We start from the raw sequence: 24,967 nt of genomic DNA, 5'->3' as shown, positions 1-24,967 counted from the left end.
GATCGCTCCGTGGGAAAGTGCCGGTTGTGTGTCAGATCAATTGACAAGCGGGGTCGGCTTTCCTAGGGTTCGCCCATTCTTTTTTTACGCGACGAACACACCATGACCGAAGGCGACCGTATCAAACTCGAACCCAGCTGGAAACACGCCCTGCGGGACGAGTTCGACAAGCCCTACATGGCTGAGCTGCGCGAGTTCCTGCGTCAGGAACACGCCGCCGGCAAAGAGATTTACCCGCCTGGCCCGCTGATTTTCAATGCACTTAACTCAACGCCGTTGGACAAGGTCAAGGTGGTGATCCTTGGCCAGGACCCGTACCACGGCCCGGGCCAGGCCCACGGTTTGTGCTTCTCGGTGCAACCGGGCGTGCCGACGCCGCCCTCCCTGGTGAATATTTACAAAGAGCTCAAGCGCGACTTGAACATCGACATCCCCAACCACGGTTGCCTGCAAAGCTGGGCCGACCAGGGCGTGTTGATGCTCAACACCACCATGACTGTGGAGCGCGCGAATGCCAACGCGCACGCGGGCAAGGGCTGGCAGTTCTTTACTGATCGGATCATCGAAGTGGTCAGCGAGCATCAGCCGCACTTGGTGTTTTTGCTGTGGGGTGCCCATGCGCAAAGCAAGCAAAAGCTGGTGGATGCGACCAAGCACCTGGTGCTGACGTCGGTGCACCCCTCGCCACTGTCGGCGTATCGCGGGTTTCTGGGCTGCGGGCATTTCAGCCGCACCAACAAGTTTCTTGAGCAGAATGGCGAGACGCCGATTGAGTGGCGGTTGCCGCCACTCTAAAGCCACCTGTAAACCAATGTGGGAGCGGGCTTGCTCGCGAATACGGAGTGTCAGTCACCCGATGTATTGACTGATCCACCGTATTCGCGAGCAAGCCCGCTCCCACATTTTTACCTGCGTCAGACCTCAGGTTTTGTCCGGCTGACGGTTCCAGTGCCGGAACAACGGTTCCGCCAGAAACAGCACAAACAACAAGCGCATCACCTGCATCGCCGTCACCAACGGCACCGACAGTTGCAAGGTTTCGGCCGTCAGGCTCATTTCAGCAATACCGCCCGGCATCATGCCCAGGGTGAGTGAGCGCAAATCCAGGTGTGTCAGCGCACTCAAGCCCACCGCCGCCAACGTCGCCAGCGCCATGGTCAACGCCGTGCCTAGCAGCGTACGCGCCATGAACGACGGTGCCCGGCGAAAGAACTGACGGTTGAAGTGGCAGCCCAACCCGCTGCCGATCAGCCACTGGCCGATCTGGCTACCACCATCGGGCAGGCCGATGTGCAAATCCCACACAACACTGGCGGTCGCACTGACCAACAGCGGGCCGAACAGCCACGGGTTGGGCTGACGCAAACGCTGCCAGCCCCAGGCCACCAGCGCCCCAAGCGGAAACAGCAGCGCCAGCCACGCCCAGCTCACCGGTGCCGGATGAAACTGCGGCGCGCCGCCTTCCAGCACGTACTTGAAGATCGCCGGCACACACAACACCACCACCAGCACACGCAGACTCTGCCCGGCCGCGACACGGCTGAGCACCGCGCCATTGCGCGCGCCGAGGTTGACCATCTCACCGGAACCGCCCGGCATGCTCGAGAAGAATGCGGTGGCGCGGTCTTCCCCACTGCGGCGCATCAACCACACGCCGACAATGCTCGACAGGCTGGTGACCAGCGCGCCGAAAAAGATCAGGCCGAAGTGGCTCATCACCTGCTCGATCACCACCGGGGTGAAGTGCAACCCGATGCCGATGCCCACCACCCATTGGCCGCATTTGCGCCCGCCGGGAATCTCGGCCAACTGCCACGGTGTGAGGCAACGCACCAGAATGATCGCCAGCAATGAACCGACCATGTACGGCAAAGGCCAGCCGACGAGGCTGGCCAGGTAACCGCCGGCCAGGCCGACCAGCGGTGTTGCCCACCATTGTTTAATGGTGACCTCAGACATCGGCCAGCGCACGACGCTGTTGTGCGCGTTTGCGCCAGATACGCAGCACCGGCACAAATAGCATGATCGCGGTCAGTACCCAGACACCAAAGGTGATCGGGCTCGACCACAGGATCTCCAGCGCACCGTTGGAAATCGACAGCGCGCGGCGCAGGTTCTGTTCCATCAGACCACCGAGGATAAAGCCCAGCAGCACGGGCGACAGCGGGAAGTCCAACTTGCGCAGGATGTAGCCGAAGATGCCGATGCCGACCATCAGGAACAGGTCGAAGGTGGTGGCGTGAACCGCGTACACACCAATCGCGGTGATGATGGCGATCACCGGCACCAGCGCCCAGTTCGGCACGGCGAGGATGCGCGTGAAGATGCGGATCATCGGAATGTTGAGGATCACCAGCATGATGTTGGCAATAAACAACGAGGCGATCAGGCCCCAGACGATGTCCGGTTGCTGTTGGAACAGCAGTGGGCCAGGCGTGATGTTGTACAGCGACAGGGCGCCGATCATCACCGCTGTGGTGCCCGAACCGGGTACGCCGAGGGTCAGCATCGGCACCAGGGCGCCGCAGGCGGAAGCGCCGATGGCGGTTTCCGGCGCGGCCAGGCCACGCATGTCGCCCTGGCCGAATTTACCGCTGGCACCGGCCAGGCGTTTCTCGGTCATGTAGGCAACCGCCGAAGCGAGTGTGGCGCCGGCACCCGGCAACACGCCCATGATGAAACCCAACAGGCCGCAGCGGATGTTGACCACGAAAACCGCGGACGCTTCCTTCAGGTTGAACATCATGCGTCCGGTAGCTTTTACCGCTTCCTGGCCACGGTGGGTTTTTTCCAGCAGCAGCAGGATTTCGCTGATGGAGAACAGGCCGAGCACCAAGACGACAAACTGAATGCCGTCGGTGAGGTGGATGTTGTCGCCGGTAAAGCGGTACACACCGCTGTTGGCATCAATGCCGACCGCTGACAGGAACAAGCCGATCAGCGCCGCCACAAAGGTCTTCAGTGGCTTGTCACCGGCCATACCGCCGAGGCAGACAATCGCGAACACCATCAGGACGAAATATTCCGCCGGGCCGAAGGCAATCGCCCACTTGGCCAACAGCGGCGCAAACAGCACCATGCCGCAGGTGGCGATAAACGCACCGATGAATGAGCTCCACGCCGACAACGACAGCGCCACACCGGCCAAGCCTTTGCGGGCCATCGGGTAGCCGTCGAGGGTGGTCATTACGGTGGAGGCTTCACCGGGGATGTTCAACAGGATCGAGCTGATACGCCCGCCGTATTCGCAGCCCAGGTACACGGCGGCGAGCAGGATCAAGGCCGACTCAGGCGGCAGGCCCAGGGCAAACGCGATGGGGATCAACAGCGCCACGCCGTTGATCGGGCCCAGGCCCGGCAACAGGCCGACCACGGTGCCGATCAAGGTGCCGCACAGGGCGGTCACCAGGTTGTAAGGGGTCAGTGCAACGCCGAAGCCCTGGCCCAAATAGCTGAACGTATCCATATCAGTTCTCCAGAACTTCAAGCAGGCCGAGGGGCAGCGGTACATCCATGGCTTTATCGAACAGCAGGTAAAGACCAATGGCCATCAGCGTGACGATCACCATGCTCGGTAACCAGCGGCCGCCATACAGGCGCGCCATCGGGATACCGATCAGCATGCTGCTGAGGATGAAACCCAGGGGCTCGAAGGTGCCGGCAAATACGATCAGCAGCGCGACGCAGACGCCGATCTTGATCAGCGTGTCGCGGTCCAGCGCCGGTTCTTCTTCGGTGTGCTTGGTCGGCTGTGGGCGAAACAGCATGTAGATCAGGCCCAGGCTCATCAGCCCGAGCATCAGCAGCGGGTAGGCGCGTGGCCCGACCGGCTCGTAGGAAAATGCCGCCTGATACGGCCAGGCCATCAGTGCCAGGCCGGCGCAGGCCAGCAGCAATACGGCGGCGAAAATGCGTTGTAAGAGCATGTGAAACTCCTGGGCCGCGCCGCCCGTTGAGAAGGGCGCGGCCGCGCAAAAGAGGGGCGATTACTGGATCAGGCCGAACTCTTTGGCCAGCACTTTGTAGTCAGCCACCTGTTTCTTCACGTAGGTGTCCAGCTCCGGGCCGGTCAGGGCGAACGGGAACAGCTCGCGCTGGTCACGCAGCTTGGCGAACTCGTCGGAAGCCAGCAGTTTGTCGAACGCGTCTTTCCACCACGCGTAGTCGGCATCGCTGACTTTTGGCCCGAGGTAGAAGCCGCGAACCACTGGCCAGACAATGTCGTAGCCTTGCTCTTTGGCGGTCGGAATGTTCTTCATTTCCGGCTCGTCCAGGCGCTCTTCAGCGAAGACGGCGAGCAGGCGCATGTCACCGCTGAGGATGTGCGGCATGGAGTCGGAGATGTCGGTACTGCCGACCTGGATGTGGCCGCCGAGCAGGGCAGTGGCGATTTCACCGCCGCCTTCGAGGGCGACATAACGCAGCTCGCGCGGGTTGATGCCGGCGGCCTTGGCGATCAGCGCGGTTTGCATCCAGTCCTGGCTGCCGACGGTGCCGCCGGAACCGATCACGACGCTGCCCGGATCTTTCTTCAGGGCTTTAACCAGATCGTCGAGGTTTTTGTAGGGCGAATCGCTTTTCACCGCGATGGCGCCGTAGCTGGTGCCGACGGCGGCGAGCCAGCGCACGGCGTTTTCATCGAAGCGGCCAAACTTGCCTTGGGCCAGGTTCAACAGCGAACCACTGGACCACGCCACCAGCGTGCCGGCGTCTGCCGGGCGTTGAGCCACCACTGCGTTGTACGCCACCGCGCCCACACCACCGGGCATGTAGGTCACGCGCATCGGCTTGCTCAGCAGCTTCTCGTTGACCAGCGCGCTTTGCGCCAGTTTGCAGGTCAGGTCGAAACCACCGCCAGGCGAGGCCGGGGCGATGCATTCCGGGCGCTTGGGTTCGTCGGCGGCCAGCAGTTGGCCGGCGAACAGCATGCAGCCGGCCGCGAGGGCCAATTTACGCAGTGAATAGGTCATCTTTAACTCCGTCTTTGTTGTTATGAGTTGTGGCTACCCGGCACGTGTTACCAAAGTGCGATGCTGTAACTGACCAGCACGCGCACTTCATCCGCATCACGCGCCGAATAGTTGGACCGGTACGTGGCATTACGCAGGCGCAGGGCGACATCCTTGAACGTGCCGCTTTGCACGATGTAGCGGATCTCGCTGTTGCGTTCCCACTCCTTGCCGGTCTCGCCGTTCCTGAGCTTGATGTTGTCACCCGACAGGTAACGGCTCATGAAACTCAGGCCAGGAATCCCCAGCTTGGCGAAGTCGTAGTCGTAGCGCGCCTGCCAGGAGCGCTCTTGGGCGCCGGCAAAGTCGTTGATCTGCACGAAGTTGACCAGGTACGGATCGCTGCCATCCACATAGGGAAAGGCGCTGTCGCCGGACATGTGCTGGTAACCGGCGCTGAGCTTATGGCCGTTGAGGGCATAGCTGAAGAGGCCGTTGAGGGATTTGTTGTCGATCTTGCCGCCATGGGCTGCGCCTGTGTCATCACTGATAGCCAGGCGCAGGTCGGTGCCGAAGGTGCCGGGGCCCATCGGGCGCGAGGCCACAAGGCCGAGGAAGTGCTGGCGGTAGACGTCGTCGAGTTGGGCGAAGTGGTAGCTGCCGGTGACCTTGTCGGCGAACTTGTAGTCCACGCCGCCGAAATTGAAGTGCTTGCCGGTGGCGCCGCTGACGAAGCGGCTGTTGCGGTTGTTAAGAGTAATGTCTTCGTAGTTGGTGTCGTCGCGGTCTTTGGCTTTATCCAGGCGGCCACCGGTGAACACCAGGTTCTTGAATTCTTTGGAAGTCAGCAGGCCGCCGTTGAAGGTCTGCGGCAGGATGCGCCCGTCGTTGGGCTTGAGAATCGGCAGCTCGGGGATCAGTGAGCCGACTTTCAGCTCAGTGGCGGAGATCTTCACTTTGCCGGTCAGGCCCAGCTTGGAGTACTCATTGGCAGCGCGGCCGTCGTCATGGGTCGGCAACAGGCCGGTGCCGGTGCGGTCGGGGCTGGAGTCGAGTTTGACCCCGAGCATGCCCAGCGCATCCACGCCAAAGCCGACGGTACCGTCGGTGTAGCCCGATTGCAGGTTGAGCATGAAACCCTGGGCCCATTCGTCACGCTTGGATTGCTGGGCACTGGTGCCATCACGAAAGTCGCGGTTGAAGTACATGTTGCGGGTTTCGAGGGTGGCACTGCTGTCTTCGAAGAAGGCTGCCTGGCTAAACGGCGAAAAGCCGGCAACGGCAGTGGCACTGGCAAGGGCGGTCTGGGCAAGGCGAGAAAAACGAACAGGCGGGCAAGCCTGGGGCTGTGTCGACAGCATCGTTGTGTACTCCGTTATTGTTCTTATTTTGGCGAAAACGCTTCGAGGCGTTTTTCTGGCGCTACGGATCAGGTAGCTCGGCGGGCATTACCCACCGTCGCTGGATGCTAAAGGGCGAAGCTTTCACTAACCTTTCAGTTGTCTTTCAATGTTTTCGGGCTTCACAGGGCAGTGGGCGCCTGTAAACTGCCCGCCAAAGCGTGGCGTCGACCATGCCCGAATGAGGTGAAAATCCATGCGTGTCCTTCTGGTTGAAGACCATTTGCAACTCGCCGAAAGTGTCGCCCAGGCGCTCAAGAGCACGGGTTTGACCGTCGACGTGCTGCACGATGGCGTGGCCGCGGACCTGGCCTTGAACAGCGAGGAATATGCAGTGGTGATCCTCGATGTCGGGCTGCCACGCATGGATGGTTTTGAAGTTTTGGCGCGTCTGCGGGCGCGTGGGAAAAATCTGCCTGTGTTGATGCTCACCGCGCGCAGTGATGTGAAGGACCGCGTGCATGGCCTGAACCTTGGCGCCGACGACTACCTGGCCAAGCCGTTTGAGTTGACCGAGTTGGAAGCGCGGGTCAAGGCGTTGCTGCGCCGCAGTGTGTTGGGCGGCGAGCGCCAGCAGGCGTGCGGTGTGCTGGTCTATGACCTGGATACTCGGCGGTTCACGGTAGGCGGCGAACTGCTGACGCTGACCTCTCGCGAGCAAGCGGTGCTTGAAGCGCTGATCGCCCGTCCTGGCCGCGTGATGAGCAAAGAGCAGTTAGCCTCTCAAGTATTTGGCCTGGATGAAGAAGCCAGCCCCGATGCGATTGAAATCTACGTGCACCGTCTGCGTAAGAAACTCGACGGCCAGCCCATCGCCATTGTGACTTTCCGCGGCCTCGGCTATTTACTGGAAGCCCGCGATGCATAAGCCCAGCAGCCTGCGCTGGCGCCTGCTCTGGAACCTGGCGCTGTTGCTGGTGGTGTTGATGCTCGCCAGTGGCATGAGCGCCTACTGGAATGGCCGCGAAGCCGCCGACACTGCCTATGACCGCACGTTGTTGGCGTCGGCGCGCACCATCGCGGCCGGCTTGACCCAGGTAGATGGCACCTTGAGTGCCAATGTGCCTTATGTGGCGTTGGACACCTTTGCCTACGACAGCGCCGGGCGTATTTATTATCAGGTCAATGACATCGATCAAAAGCTGATATCCGGCTACGAAAACCTTCCTGGCCCGCCGCCCGGCACGCCCCGCACCGATGATTACCCGGCGTTGGCAAGGTTCTACAACGCGACTTACCAGGGCCAGCATGTGCGCGTGGTCAGCCTGCTCAAGGCGGTCTCCGAACCGAACATGAATGGCATGGCGGAAATTCGCGTTGCCGAAACCGATGAAGCCCGCGAAAGCATGGCCCGTAGCCTGCTGGCCGACACGTTGTTGCGCCTTGGGATGTTGGCGGTCGGTGCATTGTTGCTGGTGTGGTTTGCCGTGAGCGCCGCGCTGCGCCCATTGGAGCGCCTGCGCACGGCGGTGGAAGAGCGCCAGCCCGACGACTTGCGGCCATTGCCGCTGGTGGAGGTGCAGCATGAGTTCGGCCCGCTGGTGCGCTCCCTCAATCACTTTACCGAGCGCCTGCGTGGCCAATTCGAGCGCCAGGCGCAGTTTATCGCCGACGCCGCCCACGAACTGCGCACTCCGCTGGCGGCACTCAAGGCGCGCTTGGCGTTGGGCTTGCGCAGTGAAGACCCGGCGACATGGCGCAGCACGCTGGAAACCGCCGCCCAGGGCACCGACCGCCTGACTCATCTGGCCAATCAATTGCTCTCGCTGGCACGCATCGAAAACGGCGCGCGGGCGATTGCCGAAGGCGGCGCGCAATTGCTCGACCTCAGCCAGTTGGCCCGCGAGTTGGGCATGGCCATGGCGCCGCTGGCCCATGCGCGTGGTGTGGCGCTGGCGTTGGAGGCGGATGAGCCGGTGTGGTTGCGCGGCGAGCCGACGTTGTTGAACGAGTTGCTGAGTAACTTGGTGGATAACGCACTGGCCCACACACCACCGGGTGGCAATGTGATTTTACGGGTTATGGCGCCAGCCATCCTGGAAGTGGAAGACGATGGCCCGGGCATCCCGCTGGATGAGCGGGACCGAGTGTTTGAGCGTTTTTACCGCCGTAGCCAGCAGGGCATGGGCTCAGGCCTGGGGCTGGCGATTGTCGGCGAGATCTGCCGCGCGCATCTGGCGCAGATCAGCCTGCATGATGGTGATTTGGCGGGGTTGAAGGTGCGGGTGAGTTTTATCGCTGGGTGATCAGTAAAACATCGAGCGCGCTTCATCCAGTTCGGCACGCAGGGCATCGCTGTAAGGGTCGACCCGTAATTTCTTGATCGCCGGCAGGCTGGAAACCGGCACATTCGCCAGCGGGTGGTCAGTACCACGATGGCAATACAGTACGGCAACCTGCACCAGGTCGATGTAGTCCAGGCTCGGAGAGTCGCGCTGCAGGTCCAGGTATTGCCCTGGCAGTTTCGCCAGCATTTCCGGGAAGTCCCAGCCACCCAGCAGTTTGTCTCCCAGCAACGGGTGGATGCTGTCGATCACATGGTTGAGGCTGACCGGGTCGGAGAGCAGCTCGTAGTGGTCTTCGGCGTAAGTGAGAATCGGCAGCACGCCTATTTGATGCACCAGACCGCCGAGGGCCGCCTGGTCCGGCTTGAGCTGGCTGTGGCTGCGGCACAAGGCATAACTCACGCCCGCCACTTCCAGGCTGCGGCGCCACACTTCGCGCATTTTCAGTTCGACGACTTCGGAGCGGGCGTGGAAGATTTGTTCCATTACCAGCCCGATCGCCAGGTTGCTGCTGTAGTTGGTGCCCAGCCGAGTGATGGCGGTGTGCAGGTCGGTGACTTCCTGGGTCGCGCGCAGCAGTGGGCTGTTGACCACTTTGATCAGGCGCGCCGACAGGGCGGTATCGCGACCGATCATTTTGCTCAAGTGGCTGATGCTGATATCCGGGTCTTCAGCGGCCTGACGAATGTTCAGGGCCACTTCCGGTAATGTCGGCAGAACCAGGTCATCGTTGTCGATGGCCGTCACTAAAGCCTGTTGGACTTTTTCCGCCAGCTTGTTCATTCATGCTCTCTAGGGTGTTGCAAAAAGGTACGGCAATTAACGCTGGATCTCTTTATCGCGATCCAGCTGGTAAGGCAGATCGAGCAGGTGCAAGCCGGGACCTTCCAGGGTGCCCAAGCGCACATCGCCACTGTCGGCAGCTTCGGCTTGCAGCACGGCGAGAAGTTCAACGGTTTGGTCAGTTTTTGCTGCGATAACGACTTCGCCGATCGCGCTGTTATGGCTGGGGGAAAACAGCGGCGTGCCTGGCTCGGGCAATTCGGTTGCATCAAGGCTGAGGCGATACAGGCGACGCTTGAGCTTGCCGAGGTATTGCATGCGCGCGACGATTTCCTGACCGGTGTAGCAGCCTTTCTTGAAGCTGACACCGCCGACGGCTTGCAGGTTGAGCATCTGCGGGATAAACAGTTCGCGGGTTTGCGGCATGACCTGGCCGATGCCGGCGCGAATCTGGCCCAATAGCCAGTCATTTAAGTCAGCTTGTTGCAGCTGTGCGGCCAACTGAGTGCGCACAGCATCGGCTTGCTCGGCAGGTACCCAGAGTTCGGCGCGGCCGGGGGAAACGCGAATGGCGATCAATGCCTCGGTGCGCGCTACGCTGTCGGTCTCGGCGGGGAGTTCAAGGCCAAGAGCCGACAGCGCCTGATCGGCATTGGCCAGGCCGAAACGCGCCCAGGCGGTGCTTGCGTCGGTGAGCTTGGACTTGGAGAACACTGCGTATTTTTTCAGGTCGGCAAGTTGCGGCTCGAGCAGCTCGGTGGCCATGGCGAGGAGCACGCCATCACCTTGCAGCAGGATGCGAAAACTTGACTGCATACGGCCTTTTTGCGTGCAGCGCGCGCCGAGGCTTGCCTGGGTGTCGCTCAGGTAATTGAGGTTGCAGGTCAGTTGCCCTTGCAGGAATTTGGCAGCGTCGGAGCCGCGGACGGCGAGAACGCCTTCGTGGGTCAAGGGGCAGAAAAAAGCAGAGTCGGCCATGGGTCATCGCAGGTCAAAAAGTCATGAGTGCATCATAGAGGGGCGCCCGGCAAATGGATAGTTTCCGTATGGGGCGACCAAAGCCGACTGGTCCGGTGCCATCGGGCCTGTATACTTGCGCACTATTTGAGGAGCGCTCCATGGTCGAAGAAGTAGAAATCAATCGCCTCTACTGGCACAGCCGTCGTGGCATGCTGGAGTTGGATGTGTTGTTGGTGCCTTTCACCAAAGAAGTGTACGCGACGCTCAACAAGGAGGATCGCGACCTCTACGTCAGGCTGCTGACGTGCGAAGATCAGGACATGTTCGGCTGGTTCATGGAGCGCGCCGAATCTGAGGATCCGGAGCTGCAGCGCATGGTTCGGATGATTCTGGACCGTGTCCAGCCCAAGTAATCGCTTCGAATGCCGCTGGCAGGCCTCACGGCTGTTGCTGGCGGCGTATCTGCTTGCCCAGCTGTTCGCGCTGGGTGCCTTGCTGGTGATCGATTTGCCGTTCGCACGCCTTGGCATTCTGTTGTGTCTGGCGCATGCCGCCTGGGTATTACCCCGGCATATTCTCTTGACTCACCGTTCGTCGATTTGTGGCCTGCGCCGCGATGAAGACGGCTGGCAGCTCTTCAGCAAAGAGCGTGGTTGGCACAGCGTGCAACTGCGCCCCGACAGCCTGGCATTACCGTTGGTCGTGGTGCTGCGCTATCGGGTGCCCGCAGAGTGGTGGACGCGTTCGATTTGTGTGCCAAGTGATTCGCAGGCCGCCGATGTGCATCGGCGCCTGCGGGTACGCTTGAAGTTCAGCCGCCGTAGGTGGTTGGCACCAGAATAGTGTCGCGGGCCTCGGGCAGCATCTGCGGGTAGTCGAGGGTGTAATGCAGGCCGCGGCTTTCCTTGCGTTCCATGGCTGAGCGGATCATCAGTTCCGCGACTTGGGCCAGGTTGCGCAACTCGATGAGGTCGCGACTGACTTTATAGTTGCTGTAGAACTCGTCGATCTCGTCCAGCAGCAAGCGCACGCGGTGTTGAGCGCGTTGCAGGCGCTTGTTGGTGCGCACAATCCCCACGTAGTCCCACATGAAGCGACGCAGCTCGTCCCAGTTGTGGGCGATGATCACGTCTTCGTCCGAATCGGTCACTTGGCTGGCGTCCCAGCGCGGCAGGGCGGCCGGTACCGGGATGCGTGGCAGTTGTTCAAGGATATCGGCGGCTGCAGAGCGGGCGTAGACGAAACATTCGAGCAGCGAGTTGCTGGCCATGCGGTTGGCGCCATGCAGGCCGGTGAAGCTGGTTTCGCCGATCGCATACAGGCCGGGCACGTCGGTGCGGCCGTGTTGGTCGACCATCACGCCGCCGCAGGTGTAATGCGCGGCCGGCACCACCGGGATCGGGCCTTTGGTGATATCGATGTTGAACGTCAGGCAGCGCTCGTAGACGGTGGGGAAGTGCGTCTTGATGAAGGCTTCGGGCTTGTGGCTGATGTCCAGGTAGACGCAATCGATGCCCAGGCGCTTCATTTCATGGTCGATGGCACGGGCGACGATGTCCCGTGGGGCCAGTTCGGCACGCGGGTCGAAGCGTTGCATGAAGCGCTCGCCATTCGGCAGTTTGAGGTGGGCGCCTTCACCGCGCAGGGCTTCGGTGATCAGGAAACTCTTGGCCTGCGGGTGATACAGGCAGGTGGGGTGGAACTGGTTGAATTCCAGGTTCGCCACCCGGCAACCCGAGCGCCAAGCCATGGCAATGCCGTCGCCGCAGGCGCCGTCAGGGTTGCTGGTGTAGAGGTAGACTTTGGCTGCGCCGCCTGAGGCGAGAATGGTGAAGCGTGCGCCGTAGGTGTCGACTTCGCCGCTGGCGCGGTTCAGCACGTAGGCGCCGAGGCAGCGCTCGCCGTCCAGGCCCAGACGTTTTTCGGTGATCAGGTCGACGGCTACCCGTTGTTCCAGCAATTCGATGTTGGGGCGTTGGCGGGCCTGCTCGAGCAGGGTTCTGAAGATGGCGGCGCCGGTGGCATCGGCCGCGTGGATGATGCGTCGATGGCTGTGGCCGCCTTCGCGCGTCAGGTGGAACTCGAATCCGCCGTCGTCGCTGCCGGCATGTTCGTCGCGGGTGAACGGCACGCCCTGGTCGATCAGCCATTGGATGGCTTCGCGGCTATGCTCGACGGTGAAGCGCACGGCGTCTTCGTTGCACAGGCCACCGCCGGCGTTGAGTGTATCTTCGACGTGGGACTGCACCGTGTCGGTGTCGTCCAGTACCGCAGCGACGCCACCTTGGGCCCAGAACGTCGAGCCGTTCGCCAGGTCGCCTTTGCTCAGGACGGCAATGCGCAAGTGGCTGGGAAGGGTCAGTGCCAGGCTCAGGCCGGCTGCGCCACTACCGATCACCAGGACATCGTGTTGAAACTGTTGGCTCATTTGAAGGATTCCGCAAAAAGCGATCCGAAGGATTGGCGCAAACAGGACGCCTGGATCGGCGAATCAAAGGGTCACACGGGCCACTAGTATATAGAGGGGGGGAGCGGCACAATAGCCGGGCATTCGTGGCAATGTGAGATTACGGTGCACGGCTTGGGTAAAATCGGCTGGTTATTGGGATGGGAACTTTTTGCATAAGCCCTGACTCAATAGCAGGTTGCCCGAAAGCTGGGAAAACGTTGAGTTTATTGGCCCGTCGGGTGCATTGGACGCGTCAGAAAACCGGCGACAAGATTATTCGCGCAGCCGGCATTGCCCGTGCTGCGTTTTTCGTGTGTGCCAAATCAGTGCGCGCCGGAAACTTGCTTGGAGGGGGAGAACTTTTGCGAAAAGTCCTAGTCTATGTTTGCAAGCCTGATCGTTTAGTTATGCAAGCCTCCCTCAAGTACAACGAGGAGTGTTCATGCTAACCCAGGAAGAGGATCAGCAGCTGGTCGAGCGCGTTCAACGCGGCGATAAGCGAGCATTTGATCTGCTAGTGCTGAAATACCAGCACAAAATTCTCGGGTTGATCGTGCGTTTTGTGCACGACACCCATGAAGCGCAGGACGTTGCACAGGAAGCCTTTATCAAGGCGTACCGTGCACTTGGCAATTTTCGCGGTGACAGTGCGTTTTACACGTGGCTGTACCGCATCGCCATTAACACGGCGAAGAACTATCTGGTGTCTCGCGGGCGCCGCCCACCGGATAGCGATGTAAGTTCAGAAGATGCGGAATTTTACGATGGTGATCACGGCCTCAAAGATCTCGAGTCGCCGGAGCGTGCATTGCTGCGCGACGAGATCGAAGGAACCGTTCATCGCACAATTCAGCAACTGCCAGAAGATTTGCGTACGGCGTTAACTTTACGTGAATTCGATGGTCTGAGTTACGAAGACATTGCGAGCGTCATGCAGTGTCCGGTGGGGACTGTAAGGTCACGGATTTTCCGGGCCCGGGAAGCCATCGACAAAGCCTTGCAACCGTTGTTGCAGGAAAACTAAAGACAGCGGCGACAGCCAAGAGAGGAACCGCCATGAGTCGTGATGCCCTGCAGGAATCGCTGTCCGCAGTGATGGATAACGAAGCGGATGAACTGGAACTTCGTCGAGTGCTTAACGCATTTGATGATGCCGAAACCCGTGATACCTGGTCTCGTTACCAAGTCGCTCGGGCGGTGATGCACAAGGATCTTCTAATCCCTCGTCTGGATATTGCTGCGGCCGTTTCTGCTGCGCTGGCTGATGAAGCCGTTCCGGCAAAAGCTGCTCGCGGTCCATGGCGTAGCCTGGGTCGTTTGGCAGTGGCTGCCTCGGTGACCGTTGCTGTGTTGGCCGGTGTTCGCCTGTATAACCAGGACGAAATCGCCGGTGCCGAACTGGCCCAACAGACTCAGCAACCGGTAATGGCCGGTCCGCAAGTCAAAGGCCCTGCTGTACTGGCCGGCTACAAGGAAAGCTCTGACACTACCGGCCCTATGGCTAATGGTGTACTTCAAGGGCAATCCGGCTGGCAGGATCAGCGTCTTCCAGGCTACCTGCGCCAACACGCACAGGAATCGGCTTTGAAAGGCACTGAAAGCGCGCTGCCATACGCTCGTGCAGCAAGTCTGGAAAACCGCTAAACCGTTAAGGAGCCCTATGCGCGCCATACCGCTCCTTACGCTTTTGCTCAGTGGTTGTTTTGCACTATCCGCCCATGCCGACGAAGCCCAAGACTGGCTTACTCGACTTGGGCGTGCAGAGCAGCAGCAAAGCTTTCAAGGTACGTTCGTCTACGAACGTAACGGCAGTTTTTCTACCCATGACATCTGGCATCGTGTCCAGGACGGTCAAGTCCGAGAGCGGCTTTTGCAGCTCGATGGCTCGGCGCAAGAGGTTGTGCGCGTAAATGGCCGGACGCAATGCGTCAGTGGCACTTTGGTCGCTGGCCTGGGTAATTCCCCTGATGCGCCGTCGCGCGCACTTGATCCGCAAAAACTCACTCAATTCTACGAGTTGGCCGTCATTGGCAAATCGCGCGTGGCCGGTCGTAATGCGGTGATTGTGTCGATCACGCCGCGCGATCAATATCGATACGGCTTTGAGTTGCACGTAGATCGTGAAACCGCGCTGCCGCTGAAATCCTTGTTGCTCAACGACCAAGGCCAGTTGCTGGAGCGTTTTCAGTTCACTCGACTGACCACTTCGCCAGCGCCCTCCGATCGCGACTTGCAGCCCAGCAGCGAATGCACGCCTGTCGCCGTTTCGCAGAGTAAAGCGCCAGAAGTACCCGCCACCCATGCGTGGCACCTGGATTGGTTGCCTCCTGGTTTCCAACTCACCAGTAGCATTGCGCGTAAAGACACCCAGACCAAGTCCACCGTCGACAGCTTGATGTATGACGATGGCCTTGCACGTTTCTCGGTGTTCCTTGAGTCAACCGACGGCGCGAGCGTAAGTGAAACCCGCACACAGCTGGGCCCAACCGTCGCCGTTTCGCGCCGTTTGAACACCGTCGATGGCGAAGTTATGGTGACGGTGGTCGGCGAAATTCCCATCGGCACCGCCGAGCGCATTGCGCTCTCCGTACGCGGCGAAAAGACAGCCGCCAAGCCGTGAGTTGTTAATCCTATGTTCATCCTGACCTTTCAATCTGCGCCTATGCCGGGTTGGGTGCTGAGAGCATGAAATCTCTGGATCATTATTTTCACTTGCAAAAAATCCCCATGTTTTTTATAGGTCAGGGCTTGTCGGCTCTGGCCTTGTTTTGTTCGCGGAACAAAGATGTCGGTCGCAGTTTTCGGCGTTTCTTGAACCCTGTCGCTCAACCCTGCTCGTCGTAACGGGAGCTGTATGTCGATACCACGTTTGAAGTCTTACCTATCCATAGTCGCCACGGTATTGGTGCTGGGTCAGGCCGTGTCCGCGCAAGCGGCCGAGCTGCCTGACTTCACCCAACTGGTGGAGCAGGCCTCGCCTGCCGTGGTGAACATCAGTACCACGCAGAAACTGCCGGATCGCAAAGTCTCGAACCAGCAGATGCCGGACCTGGAAGGCTTGCCGCCGATGTTGCGCGAGTTCTTCGAGCGTGGCATGCCGCAACAGCGTTCCCCGCGTGGTGGCGGTGGGCAGCGTGAAGCGCAGTCCCTGGGCTCGGGCTTCATCATTTCTCCCGATGGCTACATCCTCACCAACAACCACGTCATTGCCGACGCTGACGAGATCCTCGTGCGCCTGGCTGACCGCAGTGAACTGAAAGCCAAGCTCGTCGGCACCGACCCACGTTCCGATGTGGCCTTGCTGAAAATCGAAGGCAAAGATCTGCCGGTTTTGAAACTGGGTAAATCCCAGGACCTTAAAGCCGGGCAGTGGGTCGTCGCGATCGGTTCACCGTTCGGTTTCGACCATACCGTCACCCAAGGCATCGTCAGCGCCATCGGCCGCAGCCTGCCAAACGAAAACTACGTACCGTTCATCCAGACCGACGTGCCGATTAACCCGGGTAACTCCGGTGGTCCGTTGTTCAACCTGGCGGGCGAAGTGGTCGGTATCAACTCGCAGATCTATACCCGTTCCGGTGGCTTCATGGGCGTTTCCTTCGCCATCCCGATCGACGTGGCCATGGACGTTTCCAACCAGCTCAAAAGCGGTGGCAAGGTCAGCCGTGGCTGGTTGGGTGTAGTGATCCAGGAAGTGAACAAGGACCTGGCTGAGTCCTTCGGCCTCGATAAACCGGCCGGTGCTCTGGTCGCGCAGATCCAGGACGACGGCCCGGCTGCCAAAGGTGGCCTGCAAGTCGGTGACGTGATCCTGAGCATGAATGGCCAGCCAATCATCATGTCGGCGGACCTGCCACACCTGGTCGGCGCACTCAAGGCAGGCAGCAAAGCCAAGCTGGAAGTGATTCGTGAAGGCAAGCGCCAGACCGTTGAGCTGACCGTGGGTGCGATCCCGGAAGAGGGCGCCACCCTGGATGCCCTGGGTAACGCCAAGCCGGGTGCCGAGCGCAGCAGCAACCGCCTGGGCATCGCAGTGGCCGAGCTGACTGATGAGCAGAAGAAGAGCTTCGACCTTAAAAGCGGCGTGGTGATCAAGGAAGTGCAGGACGGCCCTGCCTCTCTGATTGGCCTGCAGCCAGGTGACGTGATCACTCACCTGAACAATCAGGCCATCGACACCACCAAGCAGTTCACCGACATCGCCAAGGCGCTGCCGAAGAACCGTTCGGTTTCGATGCGCGTGTTGCGTCAAGGGCGTGCGAGCTTCATCACCTTCAAGCTGGCCGAGTAATCTGCTGGAACAATAAAAAGCCCCGCGAAAGCGGGGCTTTTTTGTGGGCGATAGGTTTAGCTCATCATCCCTTTTACCAGCCGTTCCTGTTCGATCAACTCACGTTGGCGCGCGTCGATACGTGAGGACAGTGGGAAGTTGTTGCCCGCACGGCGCTTGGCAAAATCCAGTTGCTGAATGGCCTGCTGGAAGTCGCCCACCAATGCAAAGTACTCGGCGCGGGCTTGATGCAAGCCGATGATATTGCCGGACAGCCCGCGCGTTTCGGCGACCTGATACCAGACGTCGGGGTCATCTGGGCGGGATTTGAGCAGCGCATCCAGGGCCTTTTCCGCATCGGCGGTGCGGTTCTGCTTGAGCAGCAAGTCCACCCGCACCTGATTCAGCGGATAGTTGCCGGGGTATTGGGTAAGCATTCGGTCGGTACGTTGCTGGGCATCCGGCAAGCGGTTGCTGGTGATGTCCAGTTCGATCTGCGCCAAGTTGTAAGTGATGTCGTTGGGTGCTTTAGCCAGCAGGGGCGCCAGGCTTTCCCGTGCTTCCTTGAGTTGCGTGCCCTTGATCTGGGCGATGGCCAAACCATAGCGCGCCACATCGTTTTTCGGGTTCTCGTCCAGCTGCGCCTGGAAACGTTTTGCGGCGAGGCCCGGCGTGTCTTCGTATTGCAACTGTACCCGCGCCCGAATCAGTTGATAGCGCAGGCTGTCTTCCTTGCCACCCGGTTTGGCTTGCTCGGCGCGGTTACGCGTATCGGCGATCCGTGATTCGGTAACCGGGTGAGTCAGCAAAAATTCCGGCGGCTTGGCGTCGAAACGGTATTGGCGCATCAGGCGCTCGAACATGGTCGGCATGGAGCGCGGGTCGTACCCGGCCTTTTCCAGGTTGAGGATGCCGATACGGTCAGCCTCCTGTTCGTTCTGGCGGGAGAAGCGACGTTGTTCCTGGATCGCTGCTGCCTGGCTGCCCGCAATTGCGGCGATACCGGCATCACCCGCACCAGCCGCCGCCGCGATAATGCCGCCGAGCAAAGCGGCCATCATCGGGATTTGCATGCGCGACTGCGCTTCCACGCCCCGGGCAAAGTGGCGCTGGGACAAGTGCGCCAATTCGTGGGCGAGCACCGAGGCGTATTCGCCTTCGGTCTGGGCATTGAGAAACAGGCCGCCGTTAACCCCGACAATCCCGCCAGGGGCGGCAAAGGCGTTGAGCTGCGGGCTGTTGATCAGGATGAACTCCAGGCGCCGGTCATTGACCTGGCTGGTCTCCACCAGTTTGTACACGCTGGTTTCGACGTAATCCTTAAGCTGTGGGTCATTGAGCTGCGAGACCTGGCCGCGCAGGTAGGCCAGCCACGCGCGGCCGAGTTGGTATTCCTGTTGTGGCGAGACAATGGCAGAACTGGCGTCGCCGAGTGACGGCAGGTCGTCAGCGAAGGCCGGAGAGGCCAGCAGGCAAGCCAGCGTCAGCAGGGTAGGGCGCAAAAAAGTCATGCACAAAGCCTTTCGACAAAGAGCTTACTGTAGCCGGACACTGAGCTTCGGACCAGATATTCTAAGCACCCAAAACGCTTGCCCGGAGTAAAACCATGACCGACGCTGTAGCCTTTGATGCCGAACTCGACGCCAGCGGCCTCAATTGCCCATTGCCGCTGCTCAAGGCCAAGCTGGAACTCAACCGGTTAGCCAGCGGTTGCGTGCTCAAGGTGATCGCCACGGACGCAGGCTCGCAGCGCGATTTCCGCACATTCGCCAAGTTGGCCGGGCATACCCTGTTACACGAAGAAGACGCTGCCGGTGTGTACCGTTACTGGTTGCGCAAGGCCTGAACCGTTTGCCCCCACCACCTGAGGTTGATTGATGTTCAAAGTGTTACGAGACTGGATTCAGCGCTACTTCTCCGATGAAGAAGCTGTGGTGCTGGCGGTCCTGCTGTTCCTGGCCTTTACCGCCGTGCTCACCTTGGGCGGCATGTTGGCACCCGTGTTGGCGGGGATGGTGTTGGCGTACCTGATGCAGGGCTTGGTCACCACGCTGGAGCGGTTGCGCTTGCCGGGCGGGGTGGCGGTGGGGCTGGTGTTTGCCCTGTTCATGGGCCTGTTGGTGGTGTTCATCGTGGTGGTGTTGCCGTTGTTGTGGCATCAGTTGATCACCCTGTTTAACGAGCTGCCGGGCATGCTCGCCAAGTGGCAATCGCTGTTGCTGTTGCTGCCGGAACGCTATCCGCACCTGGTGTCGGACGAGCAGGTATTACAGGCCATCGAAGTGGCGCGCGGTGAGATCGGAAAGTTCGGGCAATGGGCGCTGACTTTTTCCCTGTCCAGTTTGCCACTGCTGGTCAACATCATGATCTACCTGGTACTGGTGCCGATCCTGGTGTTCTTCTTCCTCAAAGACCGCGCAATGATTGGCCGCTGGGTCAGCGGTTACCTGCCACGCGAGCGGGCACTGATCACCCGTGTGGCTGAGGAAATGAACCGGCAGATCGCCAATTACATCCGTGGCAAGGTCATTGAGATTGTTATCTGCGGCGGCGTTACCTACATCGCGTTCGTTGCGCTCGGGCTGAACTACGCAGCGCTGCTGGCGTTGCTGGTGGGTGTGTCGGTGGTGGTGCCGTATGTCGGTGCGGTAGTGGTGACGGTGCCGGTGATGTTGATCGCGTTGTTCCAGTGGGGCTGGAGTGATCAGTTCATCTACCTGATGGCGGTTTACGGCATTATCCAGACCCTGGACGGCAACGTGCTGGTGCCGCTGCTGTTCTCGGAGGCGGTCAATCTGCACCCGGTAGCGATCATCTGTGCGGTGTTGTTGTTTGGTGGGCTATGGGGGTTTTGGGGTGTGTTCTTTGCAATCCCACTGGCGACGCTGTTCAAGGCAGTGCTGGATGCGTGGCCGCGACAAGAGCCGGTGGTGGCGCCTTTGTTGTAACACCTGTGGCGAGCGAGCAAGCTCGCTCGCCACACAAGCTCGCTCCAGGGCAAATCAGGCCTTGTTCAACGCCTGCGCCGCTGCCAACACGGCATCCACATGGCCCGGCACTTTCACACCACGCCATTCCTGGCGCAGCACACCCTTTTTGTCGATCAAAAAGGTGCTGCGATCCACGCCCAGGTATTCCTTGCCATACAGCTTCTTCAGCTTGATCACATCAAACAGCTGGCAAACGGCTTCGTCCTTGTCGCTGATCAGCTCGAAGGGGAATTCCTGCTTGCCCTTGAAGTTTTCGTGGGACTTCACGCTGTCGCGGGACACGCCAAACACTTCGGTGTCGGCGGCCTTGAACGCTGCGTATTGGTCACGAAAACCCTGGCCTTCAGTGGTGCAGCCCGGGGTGCTGTCCTTGGGGTAGAAGTAGATCACCACTTGCTTGCCCTTGAGGGCAGCGAGGCTGAAGGTCTGGCCGCTGGTGGCCTGGGCTTCGAAATCGGCTACGGGTTTGTCGATGGCTACCGGCATGAGTGCTTCCTTCTTACATTGGGTTCTGTGGGCGCCATGGCTCGATCAGTGCGTCGAGGTTCAGGGCATCGGCGAAATCCAGGAACTGGTCACGCAGCCAACTGATCTGTACGCCGGCCGGCAAGGTCACGGTGAACGTGGCGTTGAGCATGGTGCCGCCGGTTTGTGGCGCCTGGTAGGTGTCGCAGGTCAGGTTTTCCAGCTCGACGTTGTGGTCGATAAAGAACTGGCACAGCTCATTGACGATATCCGAGCGGTAGGCCGAGCTGACATACGCCACATACGGCAGCGCCTGTGGGCGGTTCTCCAGCGCGGCGCTGCGCACCACGTTGACGGTGAAATCGTGCTTTTTGGCCAGGCCTGGCAGGCCCGTCTCCAGGCGCGCCAAGGCGTCCCAGGTGCCGGAAATCTGCAGCACCAGCGCGCTGCATTCGCCGTGGCGAGTGAGGCGGGAGGTCACGACGGCGCAGCGGTTTTCATGGCTGGCGCGGCACAGGACGTTAGTCAGCTCCATGGGGTTGGCGCCGAGGGCACTGATAACAAGGAATTGTTCGCGAACTGTGGGGGTGGACATGCAGCCTTCCTAAAACGATGAGCGGTCGATACGGTGAGGGCTGTATCGATCAAAGGATGAAGGGTAGCGAAAACCGTCGCCAAGGGATAGGAGGTGGCGTTTTCATTGCGTGATCGGTCTGATTTCAGCGTGCTTCAAGGCACGCTTTGGCCCAATGATGGCATTGCCCGTCGTTTAGTTGGCTCAGAACGCATCCTCAGGCGGTACTTCGCTTGTACAAGCATCTTGGCGCCAGTACCATTACGGCTCTCTTTTTCCGGCAGGAGCGGTTGCATGATTGCGGGCAGTATGGTGGCACTGGTCACACCCATGGATGCACAAGGTCATCTCGACTGGGATAGCCTGGGCAAACTGGTGGACTTCCACCTGCAAGAGGGCACCAACGCCATTGTGGCGGTCGGCACCACGGGTGAGTCGGCCACACTTGATGTGGAAGAACACATCCAGGTGATCGAATTCGTCGTCAAGCGCGTCGCAGGTCGTATTGCCGTGATCGCCGGTACGGGCGCCAACTCGACGCGTGAAGCGATCGAGTTGACCAAAAACGCCAAGAAAGCCGGCGCCGATGCCTGCCTGCTGGTGACCCCGTACTACAACAAGCCGACCCAGGAAGGCCTGTTCCAGCACTTTCGCACCATTGCCGAAGCCGTCGATATCCCGCAGATCCTCTACAACGTGCCCGGCCGTACTGCCTGCGACATGAAGGCCGAGACCGTGATCCGCCTGTCCACCGTGCCGAACATCATCGGCATCAAGGAAGCCACTGGCGACCTGCAGCGCGCCAAGGACATCCTGGCCGGCGTGAGCAGCGACTTCCTGGTGTATTCCGGTGACGACGCAACGGCGGTCGAGCTGATCCTGCTGGGTGGCAAAGGCAACATCTCCGTGACCGCCAACGTCGCCCCGCGCGCCATGAGCGAGCTGTGCGCCGCCGCCATCGCCGGCGATGCGGTGACTGCCCGCGCGATCCACGAGAAGCTGATGCCGCTCAACAAAACACTGTTTATCGAATCCAACCCTATTCCCGTGAAATGGGCGCTGTTTGAGATGGGCCTGATGCCGGACGGTATCCGTCTGCCGCTCACCCGGCTCAGCGAAGCCTGTCACGAACCGCTGCGACAGGCCCTGCGCCAGTCCGGCGTCCTGGTTTAATTGAGGAAGCACTACGCATGAAGCGATTGGCCGGACTTTCCGCACTTGCCTTGATTATCTCCAGCACCAGTGGCTGCGGTTGGATTTGGGGCCCGGATGGTTACTTCCGTGACCGCGGCAGCGATTACCTGGAAGCACAAGCAACCAAACCGATGCAACTGCCGCCGGACGTCAATGTCGCCAAGCGCCTTGACCCGTTGCTGCCTATCCCGCGCAACGTCGCCGACGACACCACCAAGGGTGAGTACGTGGTGCCGCGTCCGCAGCCGATCTCGGCAGTGGCGGACGCCAGCGACTACAGCCTGCAGAAGAGCGGCGACAACCGCTGGATCATCGCCCAGCGTCCACCTGCCGAAGTCTGGCCAGTGGCGCTGCAGTTCTTTCAGGACAACGGTTTCCGCATCGACCAGCAACGCCCGCAGACCGGTGAGTTCACCACTGCATGGCAGCGTGGTAGCGAATTGTCCGCCAACATGGCTCAGCGTCTACAGGCCGGTGGTGTAGCCGCCGATAACGAAGCTCGTGTGCGTGTGCGCATCGAGCCAGGCGTGCAGCGCAACACCAGTGAAGTCTATGTAGTCAGCGCCGAGCGTCCTGCCGGCAGCACCGCCAACGTCGACTTCACCCCGCGTTCGGTCAACATGGGCGTAGACGCCGCGTTGGTCGACGAGATGCTGGCCAGCATGAGCCGTATCTCCGAGAAGGGCGGTTCGGTTTCCCTGCTCGCCGCGCGTGATTACGACACGCCTAACCGCGTCAGCCTCACCGAAGACGGAAGCGGCAACGTCGTGCTGAACCTGGGTGAAGACCTCGACCGCGCCTGGGCCAGTGTTGGCCGCGCGTTGGAGAAGGGCCCTTGGCGAGTTGAAGACATCAACCGCAGCCTGGGCCTGTACTACATCAACGTGGCTGAAAAGGCTGAGAAGAAAGACGACGAGCCAGGTTTCTTCGGCAAATTGTTCGGCAGCAAGCCGACCAAGGAAGAGATCGAAACCCGTGCCGAGCGTTACCAGGTTCGTTTGAGCAAGGTTGGCGAAAGCGTACAAGTCACCGTCGAGAAAAACATCAACACCGTTGCGCCAGCTGAAACAGCGCGCAAAGTGTTGGGCGTGATTCAGGACAACCTGGGCTGATCCGATGCGTTTTGCCGTTCTCGGCAGCGGTAGCCAAGGGAACGGCACGCTGGTCGCCCACGACGACACGTACGTGCTGGTGGATTGTGGTTTCTCGTTAAAAGAAACCGAGCGGCGCCTGCTGCGCCTGGGGGTTCACCCCACGCAGCTGAGCGCGATTCTAGTGACCCACGAACATGCCGACCACGTGCATGGCGTGGGTTTGCTGTCTCGGCGCTACAATCTTCCGGTGTACCTGAGTCGCGGCACATTGCGCGGGATGCGCAAACCCATAGAACCCGCAGGTTTCCTGGCCGGTGGCGAACAGCTGCAGATTGGTGCGTTGAGCATCGATGTGATTGCCGTGGCGCACGACGCCCAGGAGCCTACGCAGTACGTTTTCAGTGACGGTGAGCGGCGTTTCGGCGTGCTCACCGACCTGGGTTCCTACTGCTCCAGGGTGTTGGACGGTTACCGCGACCTCGATGCATTGATGATCGAGTCCAACCACTGTCGAGACCTGCTGGCGCGTGGTCATTACCCGTACTTTCTCAAGCAGCGGGTGGGCGGCGAGCTCGGACATTTGAACAACCACCAGGCGGCGTACCTGGTGTATGAGTTGGGCTGGCAAGACTTGCAACACTTGGTCCTGGCCCACCTGAGCAGCAAGAACAACCTGCCGCAGCTGGCCCGGCAATGTTTTGTCGATACCCTCGGGTGCGACCCGGACTGGCTGCAACTGGCCGATCAAGATTCAGGGCTAGATTGGCGACACATCGCCTAGCCCACCCTTTAGCAAGCGGAGCCCATCATGGAAAAACGTGAAGAACTCTACCGCGGCAAAGCCAAGTCGGTATACAAGACCGACGACGCCAACCGCCTGATCCTGCTGTTTCGCAACGACACCTCGGCGTTCGACGGCAAGCGCATCGAACAACTTGATCGCAAAGGCATGGTGAACAACAAGTTCAACGCCTTCATCATGCAGAAACTCGAAGCGGCCGGCATCCCGACCCAATTCGACAAACTGCTGGGCGACAACGAGTGCTTGGTCAAGAAGCTCGACATGATCCCGGTTGAGTGCGTCGTGCGTAACTACGCCGCCGGCAGCCTGGTCAAGCGCCTGGGCGTGGAAGAGGGCCTCAAGCTCAACCCTTACACGTTTGAACTGTTCCTGAAGGACGACGCCAAGGGCGACCCGTTCATCAACGAATCCCACGTCGTGGCATTCGGCTGGGGCACCGCTGAGCAACTGGCACGCATGAAGGAGTTGTCCCTCAAGGTCAACGACGTGCTGAGCAAGCTGTTCGACGACGCCGGCCTGCTGCTGGTCGACTTCAAACTGGAATTCGGCGTGTTCCACGACGGCTCCATCGTCCTGGGCGACGAATTCAGCCCGGACGGCTGCCGCCTGTGGGACAAAGACACCAAGAAGAAGATGGACAAAGACCGCTTCCGCCAGGGCCTCGGTGACGTCATCGAAGCCTACGAAGAAGTCGCCAATCGTCTCGGCGTACCGCTTTAATCGACGCAAGCATCTGATAGCACGGAAAAAAA

At 60.2% G+C, this 24,967-nt stretch carries 26 protein-coding genes; 15 read left to right on the top strand and 11 right to left on the bottom strand.

All coding sequences use genetic code 11. From position 1 onward, the window contains the following. Positions 1 to 102 precede the first annotated feature (102 nt). Positions 103 to 795: a uracil-DNA glycosylase gene (gene ung, locus HX783_RS04895; RefSeq protein WP_177016146.1), complete on the top strand. Its 693-nt coding sequence runs from the start codon at positions 103 to 105 to the stop codon at positions 793 to 795. A gap of 126 nt (positions 796 to 921) precedes the next feature. On the opposite strand, the gene HX783_RS04890 is transcribed toward ung, so the two are convergent. From HX783_RS04890 to HX783_RS04870, 5 genes are read right to left on the bottom strand one after another with little or no spacing between them, the layout of a single operon-like run. Beyond that, positions 922 to 1,959: an AbrB family transcriptional regulator gene (locus HX783_RS04890; RefSeq protein WP_177016145.1), complete on the bottom strand. Its 1,038-nt coding sequence runs from the start codon at positions 1,957 to 1,959 to the stop codon at positions 922 to 924. Continuing rightward, positions 1,952 to 3,466 (bottom strand): tripartite tricarboxylate transporter permease, encoded by a 1,515-nt coding sequence (locus HX783_RS04885; RefSeq protein ID WP_159954814.1) that lies wholly within the window; start codon positions 3,464 to 3,466, stop codon positions 1,952 to 1,954. Before HX783_RS04885 ends, HX783_RS04890 begins: the two co-directional genes overlap by 8 nt. 1 nt (position 3,467) lies before the next feature. After that, positions 3,468 to 3,926: a tripartite tricarboxylate transporter TctB family protein gene (locus HX783_RS04880; protein WP_177016144.1), complete on the bottom strand. Its 459-nt coding sequence runs from the start codon at positions 3,924 to 3,926 to the stop codon at positions 3,468 to 3,470. A gap of 60 nt (positions 3,927 to 3,986) precedes the next feature. Then, the gene (locus HX783_RS04875) at positions 3,987 to 4,970 is read right to left on the bottom strand and encodes a tripartite tricarboxylate transporter substrate binding protein (RefSeq protein WP_177016143.1); all 984 of its coding nucleotides are present in this window, start codon (positions 4,968 to 4,970) and stop codon (positions 3,987 to 3,989) included. Positions 4,971 to 5,017: 47 nt separating this feature from the next. Then, positions 5,018 to 6,310 carry an OprD family porin gene (locus HX783_RS04870; RefSeq protein WP_177016142.1) on the bottom strand — a complete coding sequence of 431 codons (1,293 nt, stop codon included), beginning with the start codon at positions 6,308 to 6,310 and terminating at the stop codon, positions 5,018 to 5,020. A gap of 235 nt (positions 6,311 to 6,545) precedes the next feature. On the opposite strand from HX783_RS04870, the gene HX783_RS04865 reads away from it, so the two are divergent. Both HX783_RS04865 and HX783_RS04860 read left to right on the top strand, forming a co-directional pair. Then, positions 6,546 to 7,217: a response regulator gene (locus tag HX783_RS04865; RefSeq protein WP_083359659.1), complete on the top strand. Its 672-nt coding sequence runs from the start codon at positions 6,546 to 6,548 to the stop codon at positions 7,215 to 7,217. Then, positions 7,210 to 8,595 (top strand): sensor histidine kinase, encoded by a 1,386-nt coding sequence (locus tag HX783_RS04860; protein WP_159954818.1) that lies wholly within the window; start codon positions 7,210 to 7,212, stop codon positions 8,593 to 8,595. The genes HX783_RS04865 and HX783_RS04860 overlap by 8 nt, the downstream gene beginning before the upstream one ends. On the opposite strand, the gene HX783_RS04855 is transcribed toward HX783_RS04860, so the two are convergent. Together HX783_RS04855 and HX783_RS04850 are read right to left on the bottom strand one after the other, a co-directional pair. Beyond that, positions 8,596 to 9,417: an HDOD domain-containing protein gene (locus HX783_RS04855; protein WP_159954819.1), complete on the bottom strand. Its 822-nt coding sequence runs from the start codon at positions 9,415 to 9,417 to the stop codon at positions 8,596 to 8,598. Positions 9,418 to 9,453: 36 nt separating this feature from the next. Then, positions 9,454 to 10,395: a folate-binding protein YgfZ gene (locus tag HX783_RS04850; RefSeq protein WP_177016141.1), complete on the bottom strand. Its 942-nt coding sequence runs from the start codon at positions 10,393 to 10,395 to the stop codon at positions 9,454 to 9,456. Positions 10,396 to 10,535: 140 nt separating this feature from the next. Between HX783_RS04850 and HX783_RS04845 the strand changes: the two genes are divergently transcribed. Both HX783_RS04845 and HX783_RS04840 read left to right on the top strand, forming a co-directional pair. Further along, positions 10,536 to 10,790 carry a succinate dehydrogenase assembly factor 2 gene (locus tag HX783_RS04845; protein WP_159954821.1) on the top strand — a complete coding sequence of 85 codons (255 nt, stop codon included), beginning with the start codon at positions 10,536 to 10,538 and terminating at the stop codon, positions 10,788 to 10,790. Beyond that, complete coding sequence (locus tag HX783_RS04840) at positions 10,774 to 11,220, top strand: protein YgfX (RefSeq protein ID WP_177016140.1); 447 nt, start codon at positions 10,774 to 10,776, stop codon at positions 11,218 to 11,220. Before HX783_RS04845 ends, HX783_RS04840 begins: the two co-directional genes overlap by 17 nt. Here the strand turns inward: HX783_RS04840 and nadB are convergent. Next, positions 11,189 to 12,805, bottom strand: coding sequence for an L-aspartate oxidase (gene nadB / locus HX783_RS04835; RefSeq protein ID WP_177016139.1), 1,617 nt, complete (start codon positions 12,803 to 12,805; stop codon positions 11,189 to 11,191). The two genes, HX783_RS04840 and nadB, sit on opposite strands and share 32 nt — an antisense overlap. Before the next feature lie 463 nt (positions 12,806 to 13,268). Between nadB and rpoE the strand changes: the two genes are divergently transcribed. From rpoE to HX783_RS04815, 4 genes are all read left to right on the top strand, one after another. Further along, the gene (gene rpoE / locus HX783_RS04830; protein ID WP_003172477.1) at positions 13,269 to 13,850 is read left to right on the top strand and encodes an RNA polymerase sigma factor RpoE; all 582 of its coding nucleotides are present in this window, start codon (positions 13,269 to 13,271) and stop codon (positions 13,848 to 13,850) included. Between the two features lie 32 nt (positions 13,851 to 13,882). Further along, positions 13,883 to 14,470: a sigma-E factor negative regulatory protein gene (locus HX783_RS04825; RefSeq protein ID WP_003172479.1), complete on the top strand. Its 588-nt coding sequence runs from the start codon at positions 13,883 to 13,885 to the stop codon at positions 14,468 to 14,470. Positions 14,471 to 14,486: 16 nt separating this feature from the next. After that, positions 14,487 to 15,446, top strand: a complete 960-nt coding sequence (locus HX783_RS04820) for a MucB/RseB C-terminal domain-containing protein (protein WP_159954824.1) — start codon at positions 14,487 to 14,489, stop codon at positions 15,444 to 15,446. Between the two features lie 234 nt (positions 15,447 to 15,680). Continuing rightward, positions 15,681 to 17,117: a DegQ family serine endoprotease gene (locus tag HX783_RS04815; RefSeq protein WP_159954825.1), complete on the top strand. Its 1,437-nt coding sequence runs from the start codon at positions 15,681 to 15,683 to the stop codon at positions 17,115 to 17,117. 56 nt (positions 17,118 to 17,173) lie between these two features. Here the strand turns inward: HX783_RS04815 and HX783_RS04810 are convergent, their stop codons facing one another. Further along, the gene (locus tag HX783_RS04810; RefSeq protein WP_177016138.1) at positions 17,174 to 18,607 is read right to left on the bottom strand and encodes a M48 family metalloprotease; all 1,434 of its coding nucleotides are present in this window, start codon (positions 18,605 to 18,607) and stop codon (positions 17,174 to 17,176) included. A gap of 95 nt (positions 18,608 to 18,702) precedes the next feature. On the opposite strand from HX783_RS04810, the gene HX783_RS04805 reads away from it, so the two are divergent. Together HX783_RS04805 and HX783_RS04800 are read left to right on the top strand one after the other, a co-directional pair. Continuing rightward, positions 18,703 to 18,942, top strand: coding sequence for a sulfurtransferase TusA family protein (locus tag HX783_RS04805; protein WP_159954827.1), 240 nt, complete (start codon positions 18,703 to 18,705; stop codon positions 18,940 to 18,942). Positions 18,943 to 18,973: 31 nt separating this feature from the next. Next, positions 18,974 to 20,044 (top strand): AI-2E family transporter, encoded by a 1,071-nt coding sequence (locus HX783_RS04800; protein ID WP_017137334.1) that lies wholly within the window; start codon positions 18,974 to 18,976, stop codon positions 20,042 to 20,044. 54 nt (positions 20,045 to 20,098) lie between these two features. Here the strand turns inward: HX783_RS04800 and HX783_RS04795 are convergent, their stop codons facing one another. Beyond that, positions 20,099 to 20,572 carry a peroxiredoxin gene (locus HX783_RS04795; RefSeq protein WP_159954829.1) on the bottom strand — a complete coding sequence of 158 codons (474 nt, stop codon included), beginning with the start codon at positions 20,570 to 20,572 and terminating at the stop codon, positions 20,099 to 20,101. A 13-nt stretch (positions 20,573 to 20,585) separates the two neighbouring features. Beyond that, positions 20,586 to 21,146: a glycine cleavage system protein R gene (locus HX783_RS04790; RefSeq protein WP_003172487.1), complete on the bottom strand. Its 561-nt coding sequence runs from the start codon at positions 21,144 to 21,146 to the stop codon at positions 20,586 to 20,588. 273 nt (positions 21,147 to 21,419) lie between these two features. On the opposite strand from HX783_RS04790, the gene dapA reads away from it, so the two are divergent. Genes dapA through purC form a run of 4 tightly spaced genes read left to right on the top strand, consistent with a single transcriptional unit; the run spans position 21,420 to position 24,935 of the window. Continuing rightward, the gene (gene dapA / locus HX783_RS04785) at positions 21,420 to 22,298 is read left to right on the top strand and encodes a 4-hydroxy-tetrahydrodipicolinate synthase (protein ID WP_159954830.1); all 879 of its coding nucleotides are present in this window, start codon (positions 21,420 to 21,422) and stop codon (positions 22,296 to 22,298) included. A 17-nt stretch (positions 22,299 to 22,315) separates the two neighbouring features. Further along, positions 22,316 to 23,431 (top strand): outer membrane protein assembly factor BamC, encoded by a 1,116-nt coding sequence (bamC, locus tag HX783_RS04780; protein ID WP_159954831.1) that lies wholly within the window; start codon positions 22,316 to 22,318, stop codon positions 23,429 to 23,431. Between the two features lie 4 nt (positions 23,432 to 23,435). Beyond that, entirely contained in the window at positions 23,436 to 24,194 is a 759-nt protein-coding gene (locus HX783_RS04775) for an MBL fold metallo-hydrolase (protein ID WP_159954832.1), read from the top strand. A 27-nt stretch (positions 24,195 to 24,221) separates the two neighbouring features. Further along, on the top strand, positions 24,222 to 24,935 hold the full coding sequence (gene purC, locus HX783_RS04770; RefSeq protein WP_010212191.1) for a phosphoribosylaminoimidazolesuccinocarboxamide synthase: 714 nt from the start codon (positions 24,222 to 24,224) through the stop codon (positions 24,933 to 24,935). The last annotated feature ends 32 nt before the right edge of the window (positions 24,936 to 24,967 follow it).

Origin of the sequence: Pseudomonas sp. D2002 (assembly GCF_013385735.1) — a bacterium.
GTDB lineage: Bacteria > Pseudomonadota > Gammaproteobacteria > Pseudomonadales > Pseudomonadaceae > Aquipseudomonas.
The sequence above is the reverse complement of the archived record's forward strand: the minus strand, read 5'-3'. Positions and strand labels throughout refer to the sequence as shown.

Coding starts and splice junctions, on each gene's coding strand:
- HX783_RS04820 (WP_159954824.1), top strand. CDS start 14,487: ATGCGCGCCATACCGCTCCTTACGCTTTTGCTCAGTGGTTGTTTTGCA.
- HX783_RS04890 (WP_177016145.1), bottom strand. CDS start 1,959: ATGTCTGAGGTCACCATTAAACAATGGTGGGCAACACCGCTGGTCGGC.
- HX783_RS04795 (WP_159954829.1), bottom strand. CDS start 20,572: ATGCCGGTAGCCATCGACAAACCCGTAGCCGATTTCGAAGCCCAGGCC.
- HX783_RS04790 (WP_003172487.1), bottom strand. CDS start 21,146: ATGTCCACCCCCACAGTTCGCGAACAATTCCTTGTTATCAGTGCCCTC.
- HX783_RS04845 (WP_159954821.1), top strand. CDS start 10,536: ATGGTCGAAGAAGTAGAAATCAATCGCCTCTACTGGCACAGCCGTCGT.
- HX783_RS04870 (WP_177016142.1), bottom strand. CDS start 6,310: ATGCTGTCGACACAGCCCCAGGCTTGCCCGCCTGTTCGTTTTTCTCGC.
- rpoE (WP_003172477.1), top strand. CDS start 13,269: ATGCTAACCCAGGAAGAGGATCAGCAGCTGGTCGAGCGCGTTCAACGC.
- bamC (WP_159954831.1), top strand. CDS start 22,316: ATGAAGCGATTGGCCGGACTTTCCGCACTTGCCTTGATTATCTCCAGC.
- purC (WP_010212191.1), top strand. CDS start 24,222: ATGGAAAAACGTGAAGAACTCTACCGCGGCAAAGCCAAGTCGGTATAC.
- HX783_RS04825 (WP_003172479.1), top strand. CDS start 13,883: ATGAGTCGTGATGCCCTGCAGGAATCGCTGTCCGCAGTGATGGATAAC.
- ung (WP_177016146.1), top strand. CDS start 103: ATGACCGAAGGCGACCGTATCAAACTCGAACCCAGCTGGAAACACGCC.
- HX783_RS04885 (WP_159954814.1), bottom strand. CDS start 3,466: ATGGATACGTTCAGCTATTTGGGCCAGGGCTTCGGCGTTGCACTGACC.
- HX783_RS04810 (WP_177016138.1), bottom strand. CDS start 18,607: ATGACTTTTTTGCGCCCTACCCTGCTGACGCTGGCTTGCCTGCTGGCC.
- HX783_RS04875 (WP_177016143.1), bottom strand. CDS start 4,970: ATGACCTATTCACTGCGTAAATTGGCCCTCGCGGCCGGCTGCATGCTG.
- dapA (WP_159954830.1), top strand. CDS start 21,420: ATGATTGCGGGCAGTATGGTGGCACTGGTCACACCCATGGATGCACAA.
- HX783_RS04860 (WP_159954818.1), top strand. CDS start 7,210: ATGCATAAGCCCAGCAGCCTGCGCTGGCGCCTGCTCTGGAACCTGGCG.
- HX783_RS04815 (WP_159954825.1), top strand. CDS start 15,681: ATGTCGATACCACGTTTGAAGTCTTACCTATCCATAGTCGCCACGGTA.
- HX783_RS04850 (WP_177016141.1), bottom strand. CDS start 10,395: ATGGCCGACTCTGCTTTTTTCTGCCCCTTGACCCACGAAGGCGTTCTC.
- HX783_RS04775 (WP_159954832.1), top strand. CDS start 23,436: ATGCGTTTTGCCGTTCTCGGCAGCGGTAGCCAAGGGAACGGCACGCTG.
- nadB (WP_177016139.1), bottom strand. CDS start 12,805: ATGAGCCAACAGTTTCAACACGATGTCCTGGTGATCGGTAGTGGCGCA.
- HX783_RS04805 (WP_159954827.1), top strand. CDS start 18,703: ATGACCGACGCTGTAGCCTTTGATGCCGAACTCGACGCCAGCGGCCTC.
- HX783_RS04855 (WP_159954819.1), bottom strand. CDS start 9,417: ATGAACAAGCTGGCGGAAAAAGTCCAACAGGCTTTAGTGACGGCCATC.
- HX783_RS04880 (WP_177016144.1), bottom strand. CDS start 3,926: ATGCTCTTACAACGCATTTTCGCCGCCGTATTGCTGCTGGCCTGCGCC.
- HX783_RS04865 (WP_083359659.1), top strand. CDS start 6,546: ATGCGTGTCCTTCTGGTTGAAGACCATTTGCAACTCGCCGAAAGTGTC.
- HX783_RS04800 (WP_017137334.1), top strand. CDS start 18,974: ATGTTCAAAGTGTTACGAGACTGGATTCAGCGCTACTTCTCCGATGAA.